The sequence below is a fragment of the Achromobacter sp. SD115 genome, from assembly GCF_017355315.1.
GTDB lineage: Bacteria > Pseudomonadota > Gammaproteobacteria > Burkholderiales > Burkholderiaceae_B > Achromobacter > Achromobacter xylosoxidans_B.
In genome coordinates this window covers 26,682-42,653 of record NZ_JADIJM010000013.1, presented here as the reverse complement: position 1 = coordinate 42,653, position 15,972 = coordinate 26,682, and the positions used below count along the sequence as shown (strand labels likewise).

Annotated in this window: 19 protein-coding genes; 12 read left to right on the top strand and 7 right to left on the bottom strand. The window is 66.2% G+C overall.

Annotated elements, in window-relative coordinates:
- Positions 1 to 284 precede the first annotated feature (284 nt).
- The 3 genes from ppk2 (at position 285) to IPU70_RS18765 (ending at position 1,988) form a co-directional block, all read left to right on the top strand.
- The gene (gene ppk2, locus IPU70_RS18775) at positions 285 to 1,106 is read left to right on the top strand and encodes a polyphosphate kinase 2 (protein WP_207469299.1); all 822 of its coding nucleotides are present in this window, start codon (positions 285 to 287) and stop codon (positions 1,104 to 1,106) included.
- A 47-nt stretch (positions 1,107 to 1,153) separates the two neighbouring features.
- Positions 1,154 to 1,408 (top strand): hypothetical protein, encoded by a 255-nt coding sequence (locus IPU70_RS18770; RefSeq protein ID WP_013394949.1) that lies wholly within the window; start codon positions 1,154 to 1,156, stop codon positions 1,406 to 1,408.
- Between the two features lie 133 nt (positions 1,409 to 1,541).
- Positions 1,542 to 1,988 (top strand): SRPBCC family protein, encoded by a 447-nt coding sequence (locus IPU70_RS18765; RefSeq protein ID WP_207469298.1) that lies wholly within the window; start codon positions 1,542 to 1,544, stop codon positions 1,986 to 1,988.
- Positions 1,989 to 2,022: 34 nt separating this feature from the next.
- On the opposite strand, the gene IPU70_RS18760 is transcribed toward IPU70_RS18765, so the two are convergent.
- Positions 2,023 to 2,607 (bottom strand): cyclopropane-fatty-acyl-phospholipid synthase family protein, encoded by a 585-nt coding sequence (locus IPU70_RS18760; protein ID WP_207469297.1) that lies wholly within the window; start codon positions 2,605 to 2,607, stop codon positions 2,023 to 2,025.
- Between the two features lie 177 nt (positions 2,608 to 2,784).
- On the opposite strand from IPU70_RS18760, the gene IPU70_RS18755 reads away from it, so the two are divergent.
- Positions 2,785 to 3,240, top strand: coding sequence for a DUF1801 domain-containing protein (locus IPU70_RS18755; protein ID WP_207469296.1), 456 nt, complete (start codon positions 2,785 to 2,787; stop codon positions 3,238 to 3,240).
- A gap of 51 nt (positions 3,241 to 3,291) precedes the next feature.
- On the opposite strand, the gene IPU70_RS18750 is transcribed toward IPU70_RS18755, so the two are convergent.
- A complete protein-coding gene (locus IPU70_RS18750; RefSeq protein WP_207469295.1) occupies positions 3,292 to 4,248 on the bottom strand; it encodes a LysR family transcriptional regulator in 957 nt (318 codons plus the stop codon).
- Positions 4,249 to 4,410: 162 nt separating this feature from the next.
- On the opposite strand from IPU70_RS18750, the gene IPU70_RS18745 reads away from it, so the two are divergent.
- Positions 4,411 to 5,421, top strand: coding sequence for a tripartite tricarboxylate transporter substrate binding protein (locus tag IPU70_RS18745; RefSeq protein ID WP_207469293.1), 1,011 nt, complete (start codon positions 4,411 to 4,413; stop codon positions 5,419 to 5,421).
- A gap of 27 nt (positions 5,422 to 5,448) precedes the next feature.
- Complete coding sequence (locus IPU70_RS18740) at positions 5,449 to 7,164, top strand: amidohydrolase family protein (protein ID WP_207469292.1); 1,716 nt, start codon at positions 5,449 to 5,451, stop codon at positions 7,162 to 7,164.
- A gap of 84 nt (positions 7,165 to 7,248) precedes the next feature.
- On the opposite strand, the gene IPU70_RS18735 is transcribed toward IPU70_RS18740, so the two are convergent.
- Complete coding sequence (locus IPU70_RS18735) at positions 7,249 to 7,896, bottom strand: IclR family transcriptional regulator (protein WP_041654055.1); 648 nt, start codon at positions 7,894 to 7,896, stop codon at positions 7,249 to 7,251.
- A gap of 94 nt (positions 7,897 to 7,990) precedes the next feature.
- On the opposite strand from IPU70_RS18735, the gene IPU70_RS18730 reads away from it, so the two are divergent.
- Together IPU70_RS18730 and IPU70_RS18725 are read left to right on the top strand one after the other, a co-directional pair.
- Positions 7,991 to 8,959, top strand: a complete 969-nt coding sequence (locus IPU70_RS18730) for a tripartite tricarboxylate transporter substrate binding protein (RefSeq protein ID WP_207469290.1) — start codon at positions 7,991 to 7,993, stop codon at positions 8,957 to 8,959.
- Positions 8,960 to 8,973: 14 nt separating this feature from the next.
- Positions 8,974 to 9,849, top strand: a complete 876-nt coding sequence (locus IPU70_RS18725; RefSeq protein ID WP_013394958.1) for a TauD/TfdA family dioxygenase — start codon at positions 8,974 to 8,976, stop codon at positions 9,847 to 9,849.
- Between the two features lie 15 nt (positions 9,850 to 9,864).
- Here IPU70_RS18725 and IPU70_RS18720 read toward each other — a convergent pair whose 3' ends face one another.
- Positions 9,865 to 10,344: a thioesterase family protein gene (locus IPU70_RS18720; RefSeq protein WP_041654058.1), complete on the bottom strand. Its 480-nt coding sequence runs from the start codon at positions 10,342 to 10,344 to the stop codon at positions 9,865 to 9,867.
- 350 nt (positions 10,345 to 10,694) lie between these two features.
- Here IPU70_RS18720 and IPU70_RS18715 point away from each other — a divergent pair, with 350 nt between their 5' ends.
- Entirely contained in the window at positions 10,695 to 11,249 is a 555-nt protein-coding gene (locus tag IPU70_RS18715) for a hypothetical protein (protein WP_207469287.1), read from the top strand.
- Between the two features lie 60 nt (positions 11,250 to 11,309).
- On the opposite strand, the gene IPU70_RS18710 is transcribed toward IPU70_RS18715, so the two are convergent.
- Entirely contained in the window at positions 11,310 to 12,290 is a 981-nt protein-coding gene (locus tag IPU70_RS18710) for a GlxA family transcriptional regulator (protein ID WP_041654061.1), read from the bottom strand.
- Positions 12,291 to 12,460: 170 nt separating this feature from the next.
- On the opposite strand from IPU70_RS18710, the gene IPU70_RS18705 reads away from it, so the two are divergent.
- Both IPU70_RS18705 and IPU70_RS18700 read left to right on the top strand, forming a co-directional pair.
- Positions 12,461 to 12,817, top strand: a complete 357-nt coding sequence (locus IPU70_RS18705; RefSeq protein WP_013394962.1) for a DUF1428 domain-containing protein — start codon at positions 12,461 to 12,463, stop codon at positions 12,815 to 12,817.
- 53 nt (positions 12,818 to 12,870) lie between these two features.
- On the top strand, positions 12,871 to 13,374 hold the full coding sequence (locus tag IPU70_RS18700; RefSeq protein ID WP_207469285.1) for a VOC family protein: 504 nt from the start codon (positions 12,871 to 12,873) through the stop codon (positions 13,372 to 13,374).
- Here the strand turns inward: IPU70_RS18700 and IPU70_RS18695 are convergent.
- Together IPU70_RS18695 and IPU70_RS18690 are read right to left on the bottom strand one after the other, a co-directional pair.
- Positions 13,371 to 13,892 (bottom strand): DUF1993 family protein, encoded by a 522-nt coding sequence (locus tag IPU70_RS18695; RefSeq protein ID WP_207469283.1) that lies wholly within the window; start codon positions 13,890 to 13,892, stop codon positions 13,371 to 13,373. The two genes, IPU70_RS18700 and IPU70_RS18695, sit on opposite strands and share 4 nt — an antisense overlap.
- A gap of 138 nt (positions 13,893 to 14,030) precedes the next feature.
- Positions 14,031 to 15,113 (bottom strand): PHB depolymerase family esterase, encoded by a 1,083-nt coding sequence (locus IPU70_RS18690; RefSeq protein WP_207469281.1) that lies wholly within the window; start codon positions 15,111 to 15,113, stop codon positions 14,031 to 14,033.
- A 210-nt stretch (positions 15,114 to 15,323) separates the two neighbouring features.
- Between IPU70_RS18690 and IPU70_RS18685 the strand changes: the two genes are divergently transcribed.
- A complete protein-coding gene (locus IPU70_RS18685) occupies positions 15,324 to 15,968 on the top strand; it encodes a hemolysin III family protein (protein ID WP_013394966.1) in 645 nt (214 codons plus the stop codon).
- Positions 15,969 to 15,972 lie beyond the last annotated feature (4 nt).

Sequence of the window (15,972 nt, the reverse complement as noted above, 5' to 3'; positions counted from 1 at the left end):
GGCCGCCTGGGTCCGCGCCGCAGCGGTCCGGCCCTTACTGCCGGTTGCGCAAGCGCCGGACCGTCAAAATCGAAGGATGCCTTTTCGCCTCGGCGAGATGCCATCGGTTGAACGATCAGTACTTTGCCAATTGATTCTATTGGCCTTTTCGGCTTCCCGCCAGAGGATCGCCTCTAGGTAAAAAGCACTGCCTCCGGAGGCTCGTATACAAGCGCGGCCAGTTGGCGCTACAGTCAAAAAGAACGTTCCGCCCGTTTCCCCGCAGCATATTCTGGAGTGCCATCATGACCGCTCAGAAGAAGGCAGCAGCAGAGGACAAGCAGCCGGCGCAAGCCAAGCTCTCGGGTAAGAAATACGCAGAGGAGCTGGCCAGGCTGCACGTGGAACTGGTCAAGCTCCAGGAATGGGTCAGCCAGACCGGCGCCAAGGTCTGCATTCTTTTCGAAGGACGCGACGGCGCGGGCAAGGGCGGAACGATCAAGGCGATCACCGAACGCGTCAGTCCGCGCGTCTTCCGCGTGATCGCCCTGCCCGCCCCCTCGGACCGCGAAAAAACCCAGATGTACATGCAGCGCTACCTGCCCTACCTGCCGGCGGCGGGCGAGGTCGTGATCTTCGACCGCAGCTGGTACAACCGCGCCGGCGTCGAACGGGTGATGGGCTTCTGCACCAAGGACGACGTCAAGATCTTCCTGAAAGGCGTGCCGCTGGTCGAACGGGCCATCGTCGGCTCGGGCATCATCCTGCTCAAGTACTGGCTGGAAGTCAGCGAAGAAGAACAGACCCGCCGGCTGCAGGCCCGCATCACGGATGAGCGCAAGATCTGGAAGCTGACCAGGATGGACCTCGATTCGTACAGCCGCTGGTACGACTACTCGCGCGCGCGCGACGACATGTTCGCGGCCACCGACACCAGCGTATCGCCCTGGTTCGTCGCGCAGTCGGACGACAAGAAAAAGGTGCGCCTGAACATCATCAGCCACCTGCTCGCCCACATCCCGTACAAGCGCATGCCGCGGCCCAAGGTGAAGCTGCCCAAGCGGCAGAAAGCCGGCGGCTACCGCGATCCGGGGCATCCCTTGCGGATGGTTCCCGCCAAATACTGAGCGACGCGCTGCCCTCTCCCGCCCGTCAACACCCAAGGAGAACGATCTTGGCTGCCCTGCTGATCAACCACGTGGAAGAAAGCACCTCCGACGAAGACATCCGGAGCTTTCTCATGAAGTACGGCTTTCCGTCCTTCGACCGCATCCAGCGCGTTCCGAGCGAGGGGGAGCGGCCCGCCGTCCTGGTGACGTTCGACGGCACCGGCCCCGAAGACCTGCGCGTGCTGGCGCCCCGCATACACCAGGTGTTCTGGAAGAACCATACGATCGCGGTGCTGGTCATGCGGGAACCCATTGAATAAGGGTCGCATCGCGCCGGTCCAAATCGTGACCAGATGTGCTTTTTGAGGGTTTCCCCCAGGATTCCGGGTGTCGATTTCCAGTCAACTCGTACGTCGTGTCAGTACGCACAACTTTTTCAAAGGCGGACTTACCATGACTACCGGAACCGTAACCCTGCATCGCGTCATGCGCGCGCCGGCCGAGCGCATCTATCGGGCCTTCCTGGAACCCGACGCGATCGCGCGCTGGCTTCCCCCTTACGGCTACACCTGCCTGGTCCACCAGTTGGACGCCAAGGTCGGCGGCATGCACAAGATGTCGTTCCGCAATTTCGGCACCGGCCACAGCCACAACTTCGGCGGCGAATACCTGGAGCTGGTGCCGGGCCAGAAGATCCGCTACTCCGACCAGTTCGACGATCCGAACCTGCCCGGCCGCATGCAGACCACCGTCACCCTGCGCCAGGTCGCCTGCGGCACGGAGGTAAACATCGTGCAGGAAGGCATACCGGCCGCGATCCCGCCGGAGATGTGCTACCTGGGCTGGCAGGAGTCTCTGGCGCAACTGATGCGACTGGTCGAACCGGAGATTCCCGAGTGAGCGTCAGCCCGCAGCGAACCGGGCCTGCGCAGCTTCACTTCTTTCTTGCGATGAACTGCACCACGCATGCCGGCCCCGTGTGGAATATGCCCTCGACCACATCGCGCTCGATCTCGCGCGCAAGCAGCACCTGGCAATTCGGGAAGTCCTGCTCCAGGTCCGCGAGCGCCATGAGCATGTCCGCGTCCGGAGGGCCGCCCGTGCCGCGGCCCAGCTGCGCCTTCCGGTATGCCTCTAGCAGGAGGATGCCGCCCGGCTTGAGCGAAAGTTCGGCCAGGCGGTGCACTCTCTTGCGCAAGTCGCTAGGCATGTGGGCGAAGATCGACACGACGGCGCCGAAGGATTCTGGCGGCGGTTCATATCCGGCAAAATCCGCGGTTTCGGTGCGGATCGACACCCCCTTCGCGGCCGCCAACCTGCGCGCCTTGGCGAGCCCGACGGCGGAACCGTCCACGCCAAGCACGTCCAGGCCGAGCGAGGCCAGGAAAACGGCGTTGCGTCCTTCCCCTTCGGCCACGCTGAGCACCGGCCCGGAAAGCAGGCCCGCGTGCTCCGCCAGAAAGGCGTTTGGCTCGGTCCCATACACGTACTCGTCAACGGCGTAGCGTTCATCCCACATAGGCTTGCACTCCCTGAATGCTCGTCATGGCCCGCGGCCAGGAAGGGTTCCCGTCCGGTCCGCGCCAGAAAGCAGCCAGTCTTGCACTTCAAGTCGACTTGAGGTCAAGCAGATCATGCGGCCGGATTTCGCCCAGTTGCGGGTCCACCGCAACCCCACCATCGAAGGAGACCATACATGGCAGAAAAGCCCCCCGCCAAAGCAACGAAAGCCGTCAAGAAAACCAGCTCGCAGCCTGTCCTGTTGTCCGGCGGCAATCCGCAGATCGCCAAGGGCGAGGGCGACGCGCCGGTGCAGGCGTACATCGCTGCCATGCCGGGCTGGAAGAGCGACCTCGGGCGCCGCCTGGACACACTGATCGAGCGCGCCGCGCCCGGCGCGCACAAGGCGGTGAAGTGGAACTCGCCGCTGTATGGCGTGGAAGGCCAAGGCTGGTTCCTGAGCGTTCACTGCTTTACCAAGTACGTGAAGGTCGCGTTCTTTCGTGGAGCTGCGCTGCGGCCCGTGCCGCCGGGACCGTCCAAGAGCCAGGACACCCGCTATCTCGATATCCGCGAGGACGACGAGCTGGACGAGGAGCAGTTCATGGACTGGGTGAAGCAGGCCAGCGCGCTGCCGGGCGAGCGGATGTGAAAGCGGCTCCGTGGGTCCTGTCCGCCGCGGCCGTTGCCGCTGGACAGGATGCTAGCGCCGGGCCGAGCGCTTCCTCGCGGCGGAGGCTTGCGGCGCTGTGGCGCCCGACAGCAGGTCCTGCACCAGCTCTATGACCCGCTCCGCGGTTGGGGAAAGCGTGCGGCGCGCGCGATGAATGACGCTGTAGGTCAGCGGCCCCGCCGCGGGATAGGCCAGCGGCAGCGGTTCCAGGACGCCCTGCGCCAGTTCGGCCGCGATGGCCTCGCGCGTGCAGAACAGCACCACGTCACTGCCCAATGCCACGTCGCGCAGCGTGGCGACGCTGTCGCATTCGAAGGCGATGGGCAGGTCTTCCGGCCGCGCCACCTGGTACAGCCGGGCCAGGTACTCGCGCGCCCGCAGCGGCAGGTCGGTGGCGGCCAGTCGATACAGCGCCAGCGCGGCGCGCAGGCGCGGTTTGCCCAGACCCTGCAGCGGATGTCCAGCGCGGGTGAACAGGCCGCCGTGCTGCGGCGGCAAGGGCCGCACGGTGAAATCGCCGGGCGGCGGCAGGCTGTGCGTCACCGCCACGGCCAGATCCAGCTTGTCCTGCTGCAGCTTGTCCAGCAGGCGCTGCCAGCTTTCGATCTCGACGTGCACGCTCAGGCCGGGATGTTCGCGCGCGATGCGCACCAGCAACGGCGACAGGAATCCCGCCGCCGGAAACGCCCCCACGCCCAGGCTCACGCGGCCCGTGTCGTGGCCCCGTATCAGGTCGGCTTCGCGCCGCAGGTCGCGGGTTTCTCCCAGGATGCGCTGCGCGCGCTCCAGCACCATGCGGCCGGCCTGCGTCGGCGTCACGCCCGTGGACGCCCGGTCCACCAGCACCAGCCCCAGCGAGTCTTCCAGCGACTGGATGCTGCGCGTCAGCGCGGACTGCGTCAGATGCAGCCGCTGCGCCGCGCGGGAGTAGTGCTTTTCCTCGGCGAGCACGGCGTAGTGCTGGAGCGACCGTATTGTGAGGCTCATGTATTTTTCTCATCAATATTGGGCTAAATATGCATTTGATTGCGCGCAAACGCAAGACTACAAACGACTTGCCGCGACGGAGAAAATGCAGCACCGGCCGCCCTGTGGTGAACCTCATTCCAGAGCAATGCAAGACATTGCCTACCCCCAGGAGGAGACAACATGAACCGCAAGTCGTTTTTGAAGCTGTTGGGTAGCGGCGGGGCTGCGATGCTGGGCGCCCTGGCCTGTCTTTCGGCGGCTGCCGCCCCCGTCACCCAGGCGCCGCCCTGGCCCGGCGGCGGCAAGCCCATCCGCCTGGTGGTGCCGTTTCCGGCCGGATCCGGGTCGGATGCGCTGGCGCGGATGCTGGCGATGAAGGTCACGCAACGCACCGGCGCGCCGGTCATCGTCGACAACAAGCCCGGCGCCGGCACCATGATAGGCGCGCAGGAAGTGGCCCGCGCCAACCCCGACGGCTACACCCTGCTCTACACCATCGTCGTCACCCACACGCAGAATCCGCACCTCTACAAGAAACTGCCCTACGACCCGGTGAAGGACTTCACTCCGGTCATCCAGGTGGTGCGCTCGGCCACCGTGCTGGTCGCCAACAAGGACGCGCCGTTCTCGACCACCGCGCAGATGATCGACTACGCCCGGGCCAATCCAGGCAAGTTGAATTTCGCTTCCTACAGCCCGGGGTCTACCTCGCATCTGAACGGCGAGATCCTGAAGCAGCAGACCGGTATCGACATCGTGCACGTACCCTACAAGGGCACCGCCGACGCCAGCCGCGCGCTGCTGGCGGGCGAGGTCCAGGTCTACTTCGACGGCACGGCCACTGCCGTGGAGAACGCGCGCGCCGGCAAGGTCAAGCTGCTGGGGCCGGCCACCGACCGCCGCCTGAGCGTGCTGCCGGACCTGCCCACCCTGAAGGAGCAAGGCATACCCGGGCTGGACATCGTCGGCTGGCAGGGCATCTTCGGCCCTGGCGACATGCCGCCGGCATTGGCCGAGCGCGTGGCCCAGGTGTTCCGCGAAGCGCTGGACACGCCCGAGGTCACCCAGAGCATCGTGTCGCAGGGCAATGAAGTCAGCGGCGCGGGCCCCAAGGAATTCGCGCAGATCGTCCAGCAGGACAGCGTGCGCTGGGGCGCCGTGATCAAGCGCATCGGCCTGGTCCTCCAGTAACTCCGCGCGTATCGAAAGGAGAGCGCAATGCATGATCTGGTCATACGCGGCGGCACGATCGTCGATGGTTCGGGCCAGCCCCGCTACCAGGCGGACCTGGCCATAGAAGACGGACGCGTGGTCCAGGCCGAAGGCAGGGCCGGCGCCGCGCGCCGCGAGATCCGCGCCGACGGCTGCCTGGTGGCGCCGGGCTGGGTCGACATCCACACCCACTACGACGGCCAGGCCACCTGGGACCCCTATCTCAGCCCTTCCACCTGGCACGGCGTCACCACGGCCATCATGGGCAATTGCGGCGTGGGCTTCGCCCCCGTCAAGCCGGAGCGGCGCGAGTGGCTCATCAAGGTCATGGAGGGCGTGGAGGACATCCCCGGCTCGGTGCTGTCCGAAGGCATCCAGTGGGATTGGGAGACCTTTCCCGAATACCTGGATGCGCTGGACCGCCGCCCCAAGGCGCTGGACGTGGGCGCGCAGATCCCGCACAGCGCGGTGCGCGCCTATGTCATGGGCGAGCGCGCCATCCACCACGACGAAGCCTCGCCCGCCGACCTGATCGCCATGCGGGAAGTGGTGCGCGAAGCGCTGGCCGCGGGTGCGGTCGGGTTCTCCACCTCGCGCACCTTCCTGCACAAGTACGACGAGCGCAAGTATCCGCCTGGCACCTTCGCCACCGGGGAGGAAATCACCGCCCTGGGGTCGGTCATGGGCGAGGTCGGGCATGGCGTATTCCAGATGACCGCCAACCATCCCGCCATGGAAGGCGAAATGCCCTGGCTGGAGCAGCTGGCGCGCCACAACCGCCTGCCCGTGCTGTTCAACCTGCAGCAGACCGACGGCGCGCCCGACGTCTGGAAGCAGATCGCCGCCAGCCTGGAGCGTGCGCACCGCGAAGGCGTGCCGCTGCTGGCGGGCATCAGCGGACGTCCGCTGGGCATACTGTTTTCCTGGCAGAGCACGCTGCACCCGTTCATCGCGCATCCCAGCTACCAGCCGCTGCATGCCCTGCCGCTGGCGGAGAAATTGGCCCATCTGCGCGACCCAGCCACGCGCAGCCGCATCATGAATGAACAGCGCGGCCTCTTGGACCGCCGCGCCGAAACGCTGTTCAGCAGCTTCCACAAGATCTACCGCCTGGGCAGCAATCCCGACTACGAGCCGCTGCCCGAGGAAAGCGTGGCCGCCATGGCGCAGCGCGACGGCCGCGCACCGCTGGAAATCGTGTACGACCTGATGCTGGAGAACGACGGCCAGGCCATCCTGTACTACCCGTCCTTCAACTATTCGTACGAGAACCTGGATCATCTGCACCAGCTCATGCAGCACCCCAACACCGTCAACAGCCTGTCCGACGGCGGTGCGCATTGCGGCTACATCTGCGACGTGAGCATGCCCACCTTCATGCTCAGCCACTGGACCCGCGACCGCCGCCGCGGCCCGCTACTGGAGCTGGAACACGTGGTCAAGCGGCAGACGCGCGATACCGCCAGCGTGTACGGACTGCTGGACCGCGGTCTGCTGCAGCCCGGCTACAAGGCCGACGTCAACATCATCGATCCCGCTGCCGTGCGCGTGCATTGTCCGGAAATGGTGTTCGACCTGCCGGGCGGCGGCCGCCGCCTGATCCAGCGCGCCGACGGCTATGTGGCCACGCTGGTCAACGGCGTGCCCATCTTCGAGGGCGGCGCGGCCACGGGCGCGCTGCCGGGCAAGCTGTTGCGCGGGGCGCGCAGCCAGCAGGCATGAAGCACATAGGGCAGGCTTTCCGGCCGACCCTATGTGCCAGCCGGGCGCCAGTCCTCGAGGACTGAGTCCGCGGTCCGGCCACGCCTAGACCACGCCGACCCGGATCACCCCGGCGATGGTCTGCGCCGCCTGCTGCAAGGCGGGCACCATGTCGGCTTCCAGCCGGTCGCCTTCCACTTCCGGCGCGGCCACCGATATCCCCACCGACAGCAGGCGCGAGCCCGCCTGCGGCACGGGCACGGCCACCGACACCTGGTTGCTGTCCGGATAATCGAACCGGGTCCACTGCCCCGGCGCCAGGCGCAAACCGCCGGCCAGCGCGCTGGCCGGCGGCAGCACGCTGCCCACGCGCAGATTCATCACCACCAGACGGCGGCGCTCGGCTGGCGCCATGGCGCGGCCGATGATGATCACCCCCTCGGGATTGGCCTCGCCCAAATTGGAAGTTCCTGAATAGGCATCGGCCAGATTCTGCAGGATCTCCTGCACGGCATCCGTGACGCCCAGGCTTTCCATGGCCGCGAACCCCAGTTCGAAGACCTGCGGCGTGAGGCGCCAGCGACTGTCTTCGCGCGCGGCGTAGCCCTCTTCTTCCAACGTCTGCAGGAAGCGCAGCACGGTCGCGTGCGGCAGCTCGACGGCGCGCGCCAACTCGGCCAGCGTGGGCCGGCCGTTGCCGCGGAAGGCCCGCATGATGGATAGACACCGCTGGATCGATCTATTATTCTTCAATCGTTCACCTGATAAACGTATTGATCACTAGGTGAACAATACACATAAACGACGCTCCCGGCAAGACCGGCGAGCCAGGGAAGGAGACATATCAATGAAACGCATCGCACTCGCCTTGGCGGCGGGTCTCGTGTTCTGTACGGGATCCGCCGCGGCGCAAGCAACGTGGCCTGCGCAGCCGGTCAAATGGATCGTGCCCTATCCGCCGGGCGGATCGACGGACATGCTGGCCCGGCTGGTCAGCCACAAGCTCGGTGAACGGCTGGGCCAGCCCGTCATCGTCGAGAACAAGGCCGGGGCGGGCGGCAACATAGGCACCGATTTCGCCGTCAAACAGCCGGCCGACGGCTACACCATCGTGATGGGCAATATCGGCCCCATCTCGATCAACCCCGCGCTTTATCCGGACCTGCCGTACAAGCCGCAGCGGGACCTGGCGCCCGTCACGATGCTGATGAGCGTGCCCAACCTGCTGGTGGTCAATCCCTCGGTACCGGTGCGCTCGGTGCAGGAACTGATCGCCTACGCCAAAAAGTCGAAAGCGCCGCTGGACTACGCCACGCCCGGCGCGGGTACCTCGCTGCACCTGGCGGGCGAACTGTTCGCCTCGTCCGCGGGCGTGCGCCTGACCCACGTGCCCTACCGCGGCAGCGCGCCGGGCCTGAACGACACGGTGGCGGGCCACGTGCCCATGATGTTCGACAACATGCCCTCGGCGCTGCAACTGGTGAAGGCCGGCAAGCTGCGGGCGCTGGCGATCACCAGCACGGCGCGTTCGCCGCAGCTGCCCGACGTGCCGACCATGGCCGAGGCCGGCCTGCCGGGCTATGAGATCGCCGGATGGTTCGGCGTGCTGGCGCCGGCGGCCACGCCCAAGCCCATCATCGAGCGCCTGAACAAGGAACTGCTGGCGGTGCTGGCCATGCCCGACGTGCGTGAACAGATAGGCGCCATGGGCGGCATCATTTCAGCCGAGGGACCAGCGGACTTCGGCCGCTACATCGCTGCGGAAACCGATAAGTGGGGCGCGTTGGTCAGCAAGGCGCAGATCAAGCTTCAGTAAGCAAGGAGACAAGCATGAGCACGTATCGCCATCTGGAAACCCAACCGATAGCCGGCGCGCTGGGCGCCGAGATCCGCGGCATCGATCTGTCGCGGCCGCTGTCGGACGATCAATTCGACGACGTGCGCGCCGCGCTGCACGAGCATCTGGTGGTGTTCTTCCGCGACCAGCAGCTGACGCCGCAGCAGCACATCGATTTCAGCTCGCGCTTCGGCGAACTGCTGGAAGTGCCGTTCGTGCGGGCGCTGGACGGACACCCGACCATCCTGCCGGTGATGAAAGGCAAGTCGGAAACCACCCGGCGCCTGTTCGGCGGCCTGTGGCACACGGACATGAGCTACGCCGAGGAGCCGCCGCTGGGCTCGGCGCTATACGGCCGCGTCATACCGCCCTATGGCGGCGACACCATGTGGGCCAATATGTACCGCGCCTACGACGCCCTGTCGGACAAGCTGAAGCAGATCCTGGACGGGCTGGGCGCGGTGCACAGCGCGGTGCGCTCCTATGGCGCGGGCGGCGCGGTGGTGAACAACGGCGACCCAGCCCACAAGATGGATGTGCGCACCGACGACCGCGCCGCCAGCGAGGTGGTCCATCCCGTGGTGCGCGTGCACCCGGCCACGGGCAAGAAGGCGCTGTATGTGAACGGCACGTACACGCTGCGCTTTGACGGCATGACCCAGGAAGAAAGCGAACCCCTGCTGCAATTCCTGTACCGCCACGCGGCGCGGCCGGAATTCACCTGCCGCTTCCGCTGGACGCCGGGTTCGCTGGCGCTGTGGGACAACCGCTGCACCCAGCACCTGGCGATGAACGACTACGACGGCTTCGACCGCGAGATGCATCGCACCACCATTTCGGGCGACCGGCCGATCGCGGTGGCGCGCTAGGCTATCCGGAACGGCTCAGCGCGGCGGCTTCAGCGGCAAGAGCCGCCGATAGCCTGCCGGCAGCGGCTGGGCGGCGTGCTCTGCGACCGTGCGCGCCAGCCGCTGCGCCAACTCCGGCGGGAACGGCTTGGCACGCCGCGTTTCCAGGTCCACGTGCAGCGACAGCTGCTCCATCGTGGCCGCGACGTAGCCGTCGCGCGTCTGCATCAACTCCATCAGGCACAGCAGGCGCTTGTCATCCGCTTCCAGCAGGCGGATACGCAGTGCCAGCGGATCGCCCGCCAGCACTTCGCGCAGATAGGCCACGTGCACGTTCATCGTGTAGATGCCGCAGCGCGTGGCTTCGGTGTAGTCCAGCCCTACCCCGACCTCGCGCAACAGCTGGAAGCCGACGCGGTCGAAGATGCCCACGTAATGGGCCGCGTTCATGTGGCCATATTCGTCGATCCAGGCGGGGTCCACGCTCAGGGTCGTGGATGGGAGGGCTGATGTCATGGCTTCCTCGGGGACAGGGTTTTCGCTCAACGCATGACATTAGCCGAGGCCGGCCGACGGATCAACGCCGGCGGCTTCGTACCGGGGAGGAAGCCGTCGGTCGTAAGCCCCACGGGCTGCACGCCATCCTCGCACTAGTTCCTCCCGGCTGGCCGGCGCCGGCCAGATGGCGGATGGAGCGCCAGGCCGCCGGGAAAATGGTCCATCCGCGCCCCGCCATCCAGGCGATAGGCGAACGGCGTCATATACCGCACCCTGGCGGACAGGCGTAAGTAGACAAGTTCGCGTCTTGATTCTCAAGGCGACGCTGCAAACGCGCAGAGGCGCGCGCTCAAGGTCGGGGAACCAAGATGAATATCCTGTTGGCGTTCACGCCATTCATCGTGTTTGTCATCATCGAAAGAACCGTCGGCGTACTGGAAGGACTGGCGGCCGGCACCTTCGTATCCGCCGGGCTGGTGCTGCGCGACTGGCTCAGCCCCGAACGGCGCATCAAGATCCTGGAAACTGGCACGCTGCTGCTGTTCATGGGGCTGACCCTGTATGCCCCGATGGTGGACGGCGATTCCTGGACGATCGCCCAGGCGCGCCTGCGGGTCGACGCCGGGATGCTGGTACTGGTGCTGCTGACCCTGGCGCTGCGCCGGCCATTCGCCCTGGAGTACGCGCGGGAAAAAGAACCGGAGTATGTCTGGAAGAACCGCCGCTACGCCCGCATGAACTATGCCGTCGCGATGGCCTGGGCGCTGGCCTTTGCGACCATGGTGGCGGCGGACGTGCTGCTGCTGTACAGGCCGCAATTGCCGCAGGCCATCGCGATCGCCGTGACGGTGGCGGCACTGGCCGGCGCGATGAAATTCACTGCCTGGTATCCGGACCGGGTGTCGGCGACAACGCTGAGGTAGCCCGCCCCGAATCGGCAGGCTGCGCTATGCGCGGGCGTAACGGTATCGGGGCAGAAGCCGCTACTGGAAGTGGTAGCGTTCGCGGTAGCCCACCGGCGACATGCCGCAGTACTTGTTGAAAATATCGCGGAAGGCCTTGGTGTCGTTGTAGCCGACTTCGTACATGACCTCGGCCACGCTCTTGCGCGAGGTTTCCAGCCGCTTCTTGGCGGCTTCCACGCGCACCCGCTGCACGTATTCCACGATGCTGTTGCCCGTGGCCTGGCGAAAGCGCCGCTCCAGCGTGCGGCGGCCCATGGCGTGGCGGTCGGCCAGTTCCTCGACGGTGATCTTTTCCGTGTAGCGCCCTTCGATGTAGTCCTGCACCGCGCGCACGACCTCGTCGGCGTGGGACTTCTGCCCCATGAACACCGTAAACGGCAGCTGACTCTGGCGGCTCCAGTCCAGCTGGAAGTACTTGGCGCACCAGATGGCGGTGTCGCGGTCGGTGTACTTTTCGATCAGGTGCAGCACCAGATGCGCGGCGGAGAACGCGCCGCCGCTGGTGTAGATGCCGTTATCGGCCATGACGATGCGGTCGCTGACCCATTGCACGCTGGGAAACAGGCTGGCGTAGAGGTTCTGCGCCACCCAGTGCACCACCGCCTGCTGGCCGTCCAGCACGCCGCCCGCGGCCAGCAGCGCGGCGCCCATGCACAGGCTGGCGACTTCGCCGCCCTCGCGATGATGGCGCGACAGCCATTCGATCAGTTCGCGGTTGGACAGCACCGCGTCGGACACCGATCCCAGCAACGGCGGCGCGATGCAGATGTCGATGTCATGGGCATCCGCCAGGACCATGTCGGCCTGCACCGTGATGCGGCCCTGGTCCAGGCGGACTTCGCGGGTCAGGGCCAGGGTACGCACCGTGAACCGGGGTTCGCGCCCATGCGCGGCCAAGTATTCGTTGGCGACCAGAAAGCCATGCCTGGCGGTCTCCAGCGAGGCAATGTTGGCCCCCAGGGGCAGCAGGAAAGCGACGTTTTTCATCCTGCAAAGCATACCCCCGCCGGCTGTCGCAATCCACCCTCAAGATTGTCGCAATTGCCTATCGGAAATCGCTGCCGATCCCGATACAGTGACACTTACCGGAATGAGATCCGGGCTGCGCCACAGGCGGCTTGCGGGCGTCCTGGCGCGGAACAGAACAACGTGGATCCAAGGAGTTACTAATGGAAAAGTATGTAGACGGTTTCCTGCTGCCGGTGCCCAAGGCCAACCTCGAAACCTACCGGAAGATGGCCCAACAGGCGCAGACAGTCTGGCTGGAGTATGGCGCGCTGGATTACCGCGAATGCGTCGCGGAAGATATCGACAAGGAAGGCGCTGGCTCGTTCAGCGCCGCCGCCGGCGCGCGCGAGGGGGAGACGGTGGTGTTCGCGTGGATCACCTACGCCAGCAAGGCGGATCGCGACGAGATCAATGCCAAGGTCATGGCTGACCCCCGCCTTGGGGAAAACTGCTGCGAAGGCGTATTCGACTTCAAACGCATGTGCTGGGGCGGCTTCACCACGCTGGTAGGAAACTGAGGCGATCGGAAATCCTTCCCCGCCCTTTCAAACTGAACATTCTGGAGACCCCCATGGCAAATCCTGCAAGCAAACCCATCCCCGAAGGCATGCACACGCTCACCCCGCACATCGTGTGCGAAGGCGCGGCGGATGCCATCGACTTCTACAAAAAGGCTTTCAACGCCGAGGAGCTGGCGCGGCTGCCCGGCCCCAACGGCAAGATCATGCATGCCGCCATACGCATCGGCGATTCCGTCATGATGCTGATGGACGACTTCCCCGAATGGGGCAGCCTGGGCCCGAAGGCGCTCAAGGGCACGCCCGTTACCCTGCATCTCTACGTCAATGACGTGGACGCCGCCATGAAGCAGGCGGTGTCGGCCGGAGCCCAGGTGACCATGCCCGTGGCGGACATGTTCTGGGGCGACCGCTATGGCCAGGTGGTGGATCCTTGCGGCCACCGCTGGTCCATCGCCACGCACAAGTTCGACCTGACGCCGCAAGAGGTGCAGGAGAACATGGCGAAGATGGGCCCGATGGAAGGCTGCGGCGACCCGTCAAAGAAGCAAGGTTAAGCGGCCGGCTGCGGATACGGCCCCAGGAAGTCCAGCTTGCCGATCTTCACTCCCGCGTGGCGCAGGATGGCGTACGCCGTCGTCACGTGGAAGTAGAAGTTCGGCAGCGCGAACGTCAGCAGATAGTCGTCGCCACGGAATTCCTGCTTGAAGTCGCCGAACGCCAGCGTGACCTTGCGGCCTTCGGCGCCATCCAGCCTGTCTGCCGCCACCTCCTGCAAGTACGCAATGGTGGCGGCGATGCGCTGCTGCAATTGCTCGAAAGTGGTTTCCTCGTCGGGAAATTTGGGCGCTTCCACCCGCGACAGGCGCTGCACGGCGAACTTGGACGCATCGCTGGCGCGCTGAATCTGGCCGCTCAGCGGATACATGTCCGGGGCCAGGCGGGCATTGATGAGCTCGGCCGGATCCATGCCGGCGGCCGCGGCATGCCCGGCGGCCTTTTGCAGCAGCGCGGTCAGGACGTTGAGGCCGCGGATGAAGGCAGGCACACTGGCCTGGTACATGGAAAGAGACATGGCGGGGACTCCGGACAGGATCTGGGCGGCTCGCGCGGGACGCGTCGGCGCGCCGGGGAATACGCTGATCTTACCGCCGCGCCGCAGGCCGGGCTCCGGCCCCTTATGCGCGCGAAAACGCGGCGCCCGGACCCTGGCCTATTCCGCCTGCCCGGGGGCCACGCGGCGCTGTCCCTGAAAGAAGCGCCAGATCAACGCCGAGGCGTCTGGCCCGCTGCGCGCGTGATACCTCACCGAGGCGTCACCGCCGCTCCAGGCATGCTCCACCAGCGTGATTTCGCATAGCCGAAGCACGGTCCGGCTGCCGCGCAGCATGTCCACGCGGCGGTAGGATTTATCCGTACCCAGTCCCAGCACGCGCTCGACCGGCACGCTTTCGGACGGCAAGTCGTTCACGGCGCGAAATTGCTCGAACAACTGCCTGGCGTTGCGCGGCGCCACCGTCGGGTCCAGTTGCCCTTGCAGAATCATGGCGGGCATGCCGAGCTGGAACACGGCCGGATCCGCGACACGTTCCAGCAAGGGCAGCAGCGGCTTGAGCGCGCCGCGCCGCATGGTGCCGATGCCGCCAGTGGCGCTGTGGGCGTCGCCCGCCACCGGCCCGGAATGCATGGCCACGGCGGCTATCAGCCGCGGATGCCGCAAGGCCACCAGCGCGGCCATGCCCGCGCCCGCGGACAGGCCCGCGATGTAGATGCGTTCGGGGTCCAGCGCATGCCTGGCGCACTCCGCGCGGATCAGCGCTGCGATCAGATCGGCTTCCGCCCCGCCGTGCGCGTCGTCCGGCTGGAACCAGCGCCAGCAGCGCTGCACCTGACGGGCCATGGATTGCTGCGGGTACAGCACCATGAAGCCGCCCGCGTCGGCCCATTGATTCATGCGCGAGCCGCGCGCGAACGAGAGCGAGGTCTGCCTGCAGCCGTGCAGCATCACCACCAGCGGCATGCCGGCGCGGGGCGCGGCTGCGGGCGTGTAGCGCGCGAAGGTGAGACGGCGGCCCTGGCCGTCGGAGAATTGCCGGGAAGCCTCCCAGCGGCCCGTGCCCAGCGAAGGCGCGGCGGCGCTGCGCGAGGCAGAGGCCGTCGCCGGCTTGGCCGCCTTGCGCTTGGGCGCGCCACGCTTTTTGGCAGTCTTGGGAACGGCCATGCGCATTGCGGCGCGCTGCAATTTGCCGATCTTCTTCGCGGCCTTGAAAAACAGATTGGTAAAACTGCGCGCCATTGCGAGGCCTCGGCCAGTAAACCTGCGTTTGCTTGCGCGCTGAATGTATCACAGAGTAACTTTTGGACAGCCCTTTTCGCGTGTCGGTGAGCGGCCCGATTTGCAGTAGATCAAGCGGGCCGCACGCTGGGCGCGGCAAGCCCGCTTGCCGGCTTGAGCCGCCGCGCCAAAGCGCCTAAGGTGTACACCTGAACCAACCAAGACGCATTCATGTTCCCCAACGACAGACCCCAGACCCTGGGCGAGGAAATCGCCAACGCCATCAGCCACGGCGTCGGCGCCGCGGGCGCCCTGGCCTCCGCCCCCATTCTGATCCTGGCCGCCGTGCGCCAGGGCGATGCCGCCTTCATCGCGGGCGCCGCGGTCTTCGCCGCGACGATGTGTCTGCTGTACCTGGCATCCACCATCTATCACGCCCTGCCCAAGAGCCGCGCCAAGCAGCTGTTCAACGTGCTGGACCATTCCGCCATCTATCTGCTGATCGCGGGTACCTACACGCCCTTCGCCTTGGGCGCCCTGCGCGGGCCCTGGGGCTGGACCCTGTTCGGCCTGGTCTGGGGCATGGCGCTGCTGGGCGTAGGCTTGAAAGCCAGCAAGCGGCTCAACCGTCCCGCCATCTCCACGGGCCTGTACCTGGCGATGGGTTGGCTGGTCATCATCGCGGTCAATCCCCTGATCGAGCGTGTGCCCAGCGGCGGCCTGTGGTGGCTGGTGGCGGGCGGGCTGGCGTATACCGGCGGCGTGGTGTTCTTCGTGCTCGACAACCGCTGGCGCTACAGCCATTTCATCTGGCATCTGTTCGTGCTCGCAGGCACGGCCTGCCACTTCTTCGCCGTGCTCTGGTACGCGGCCTGAACGC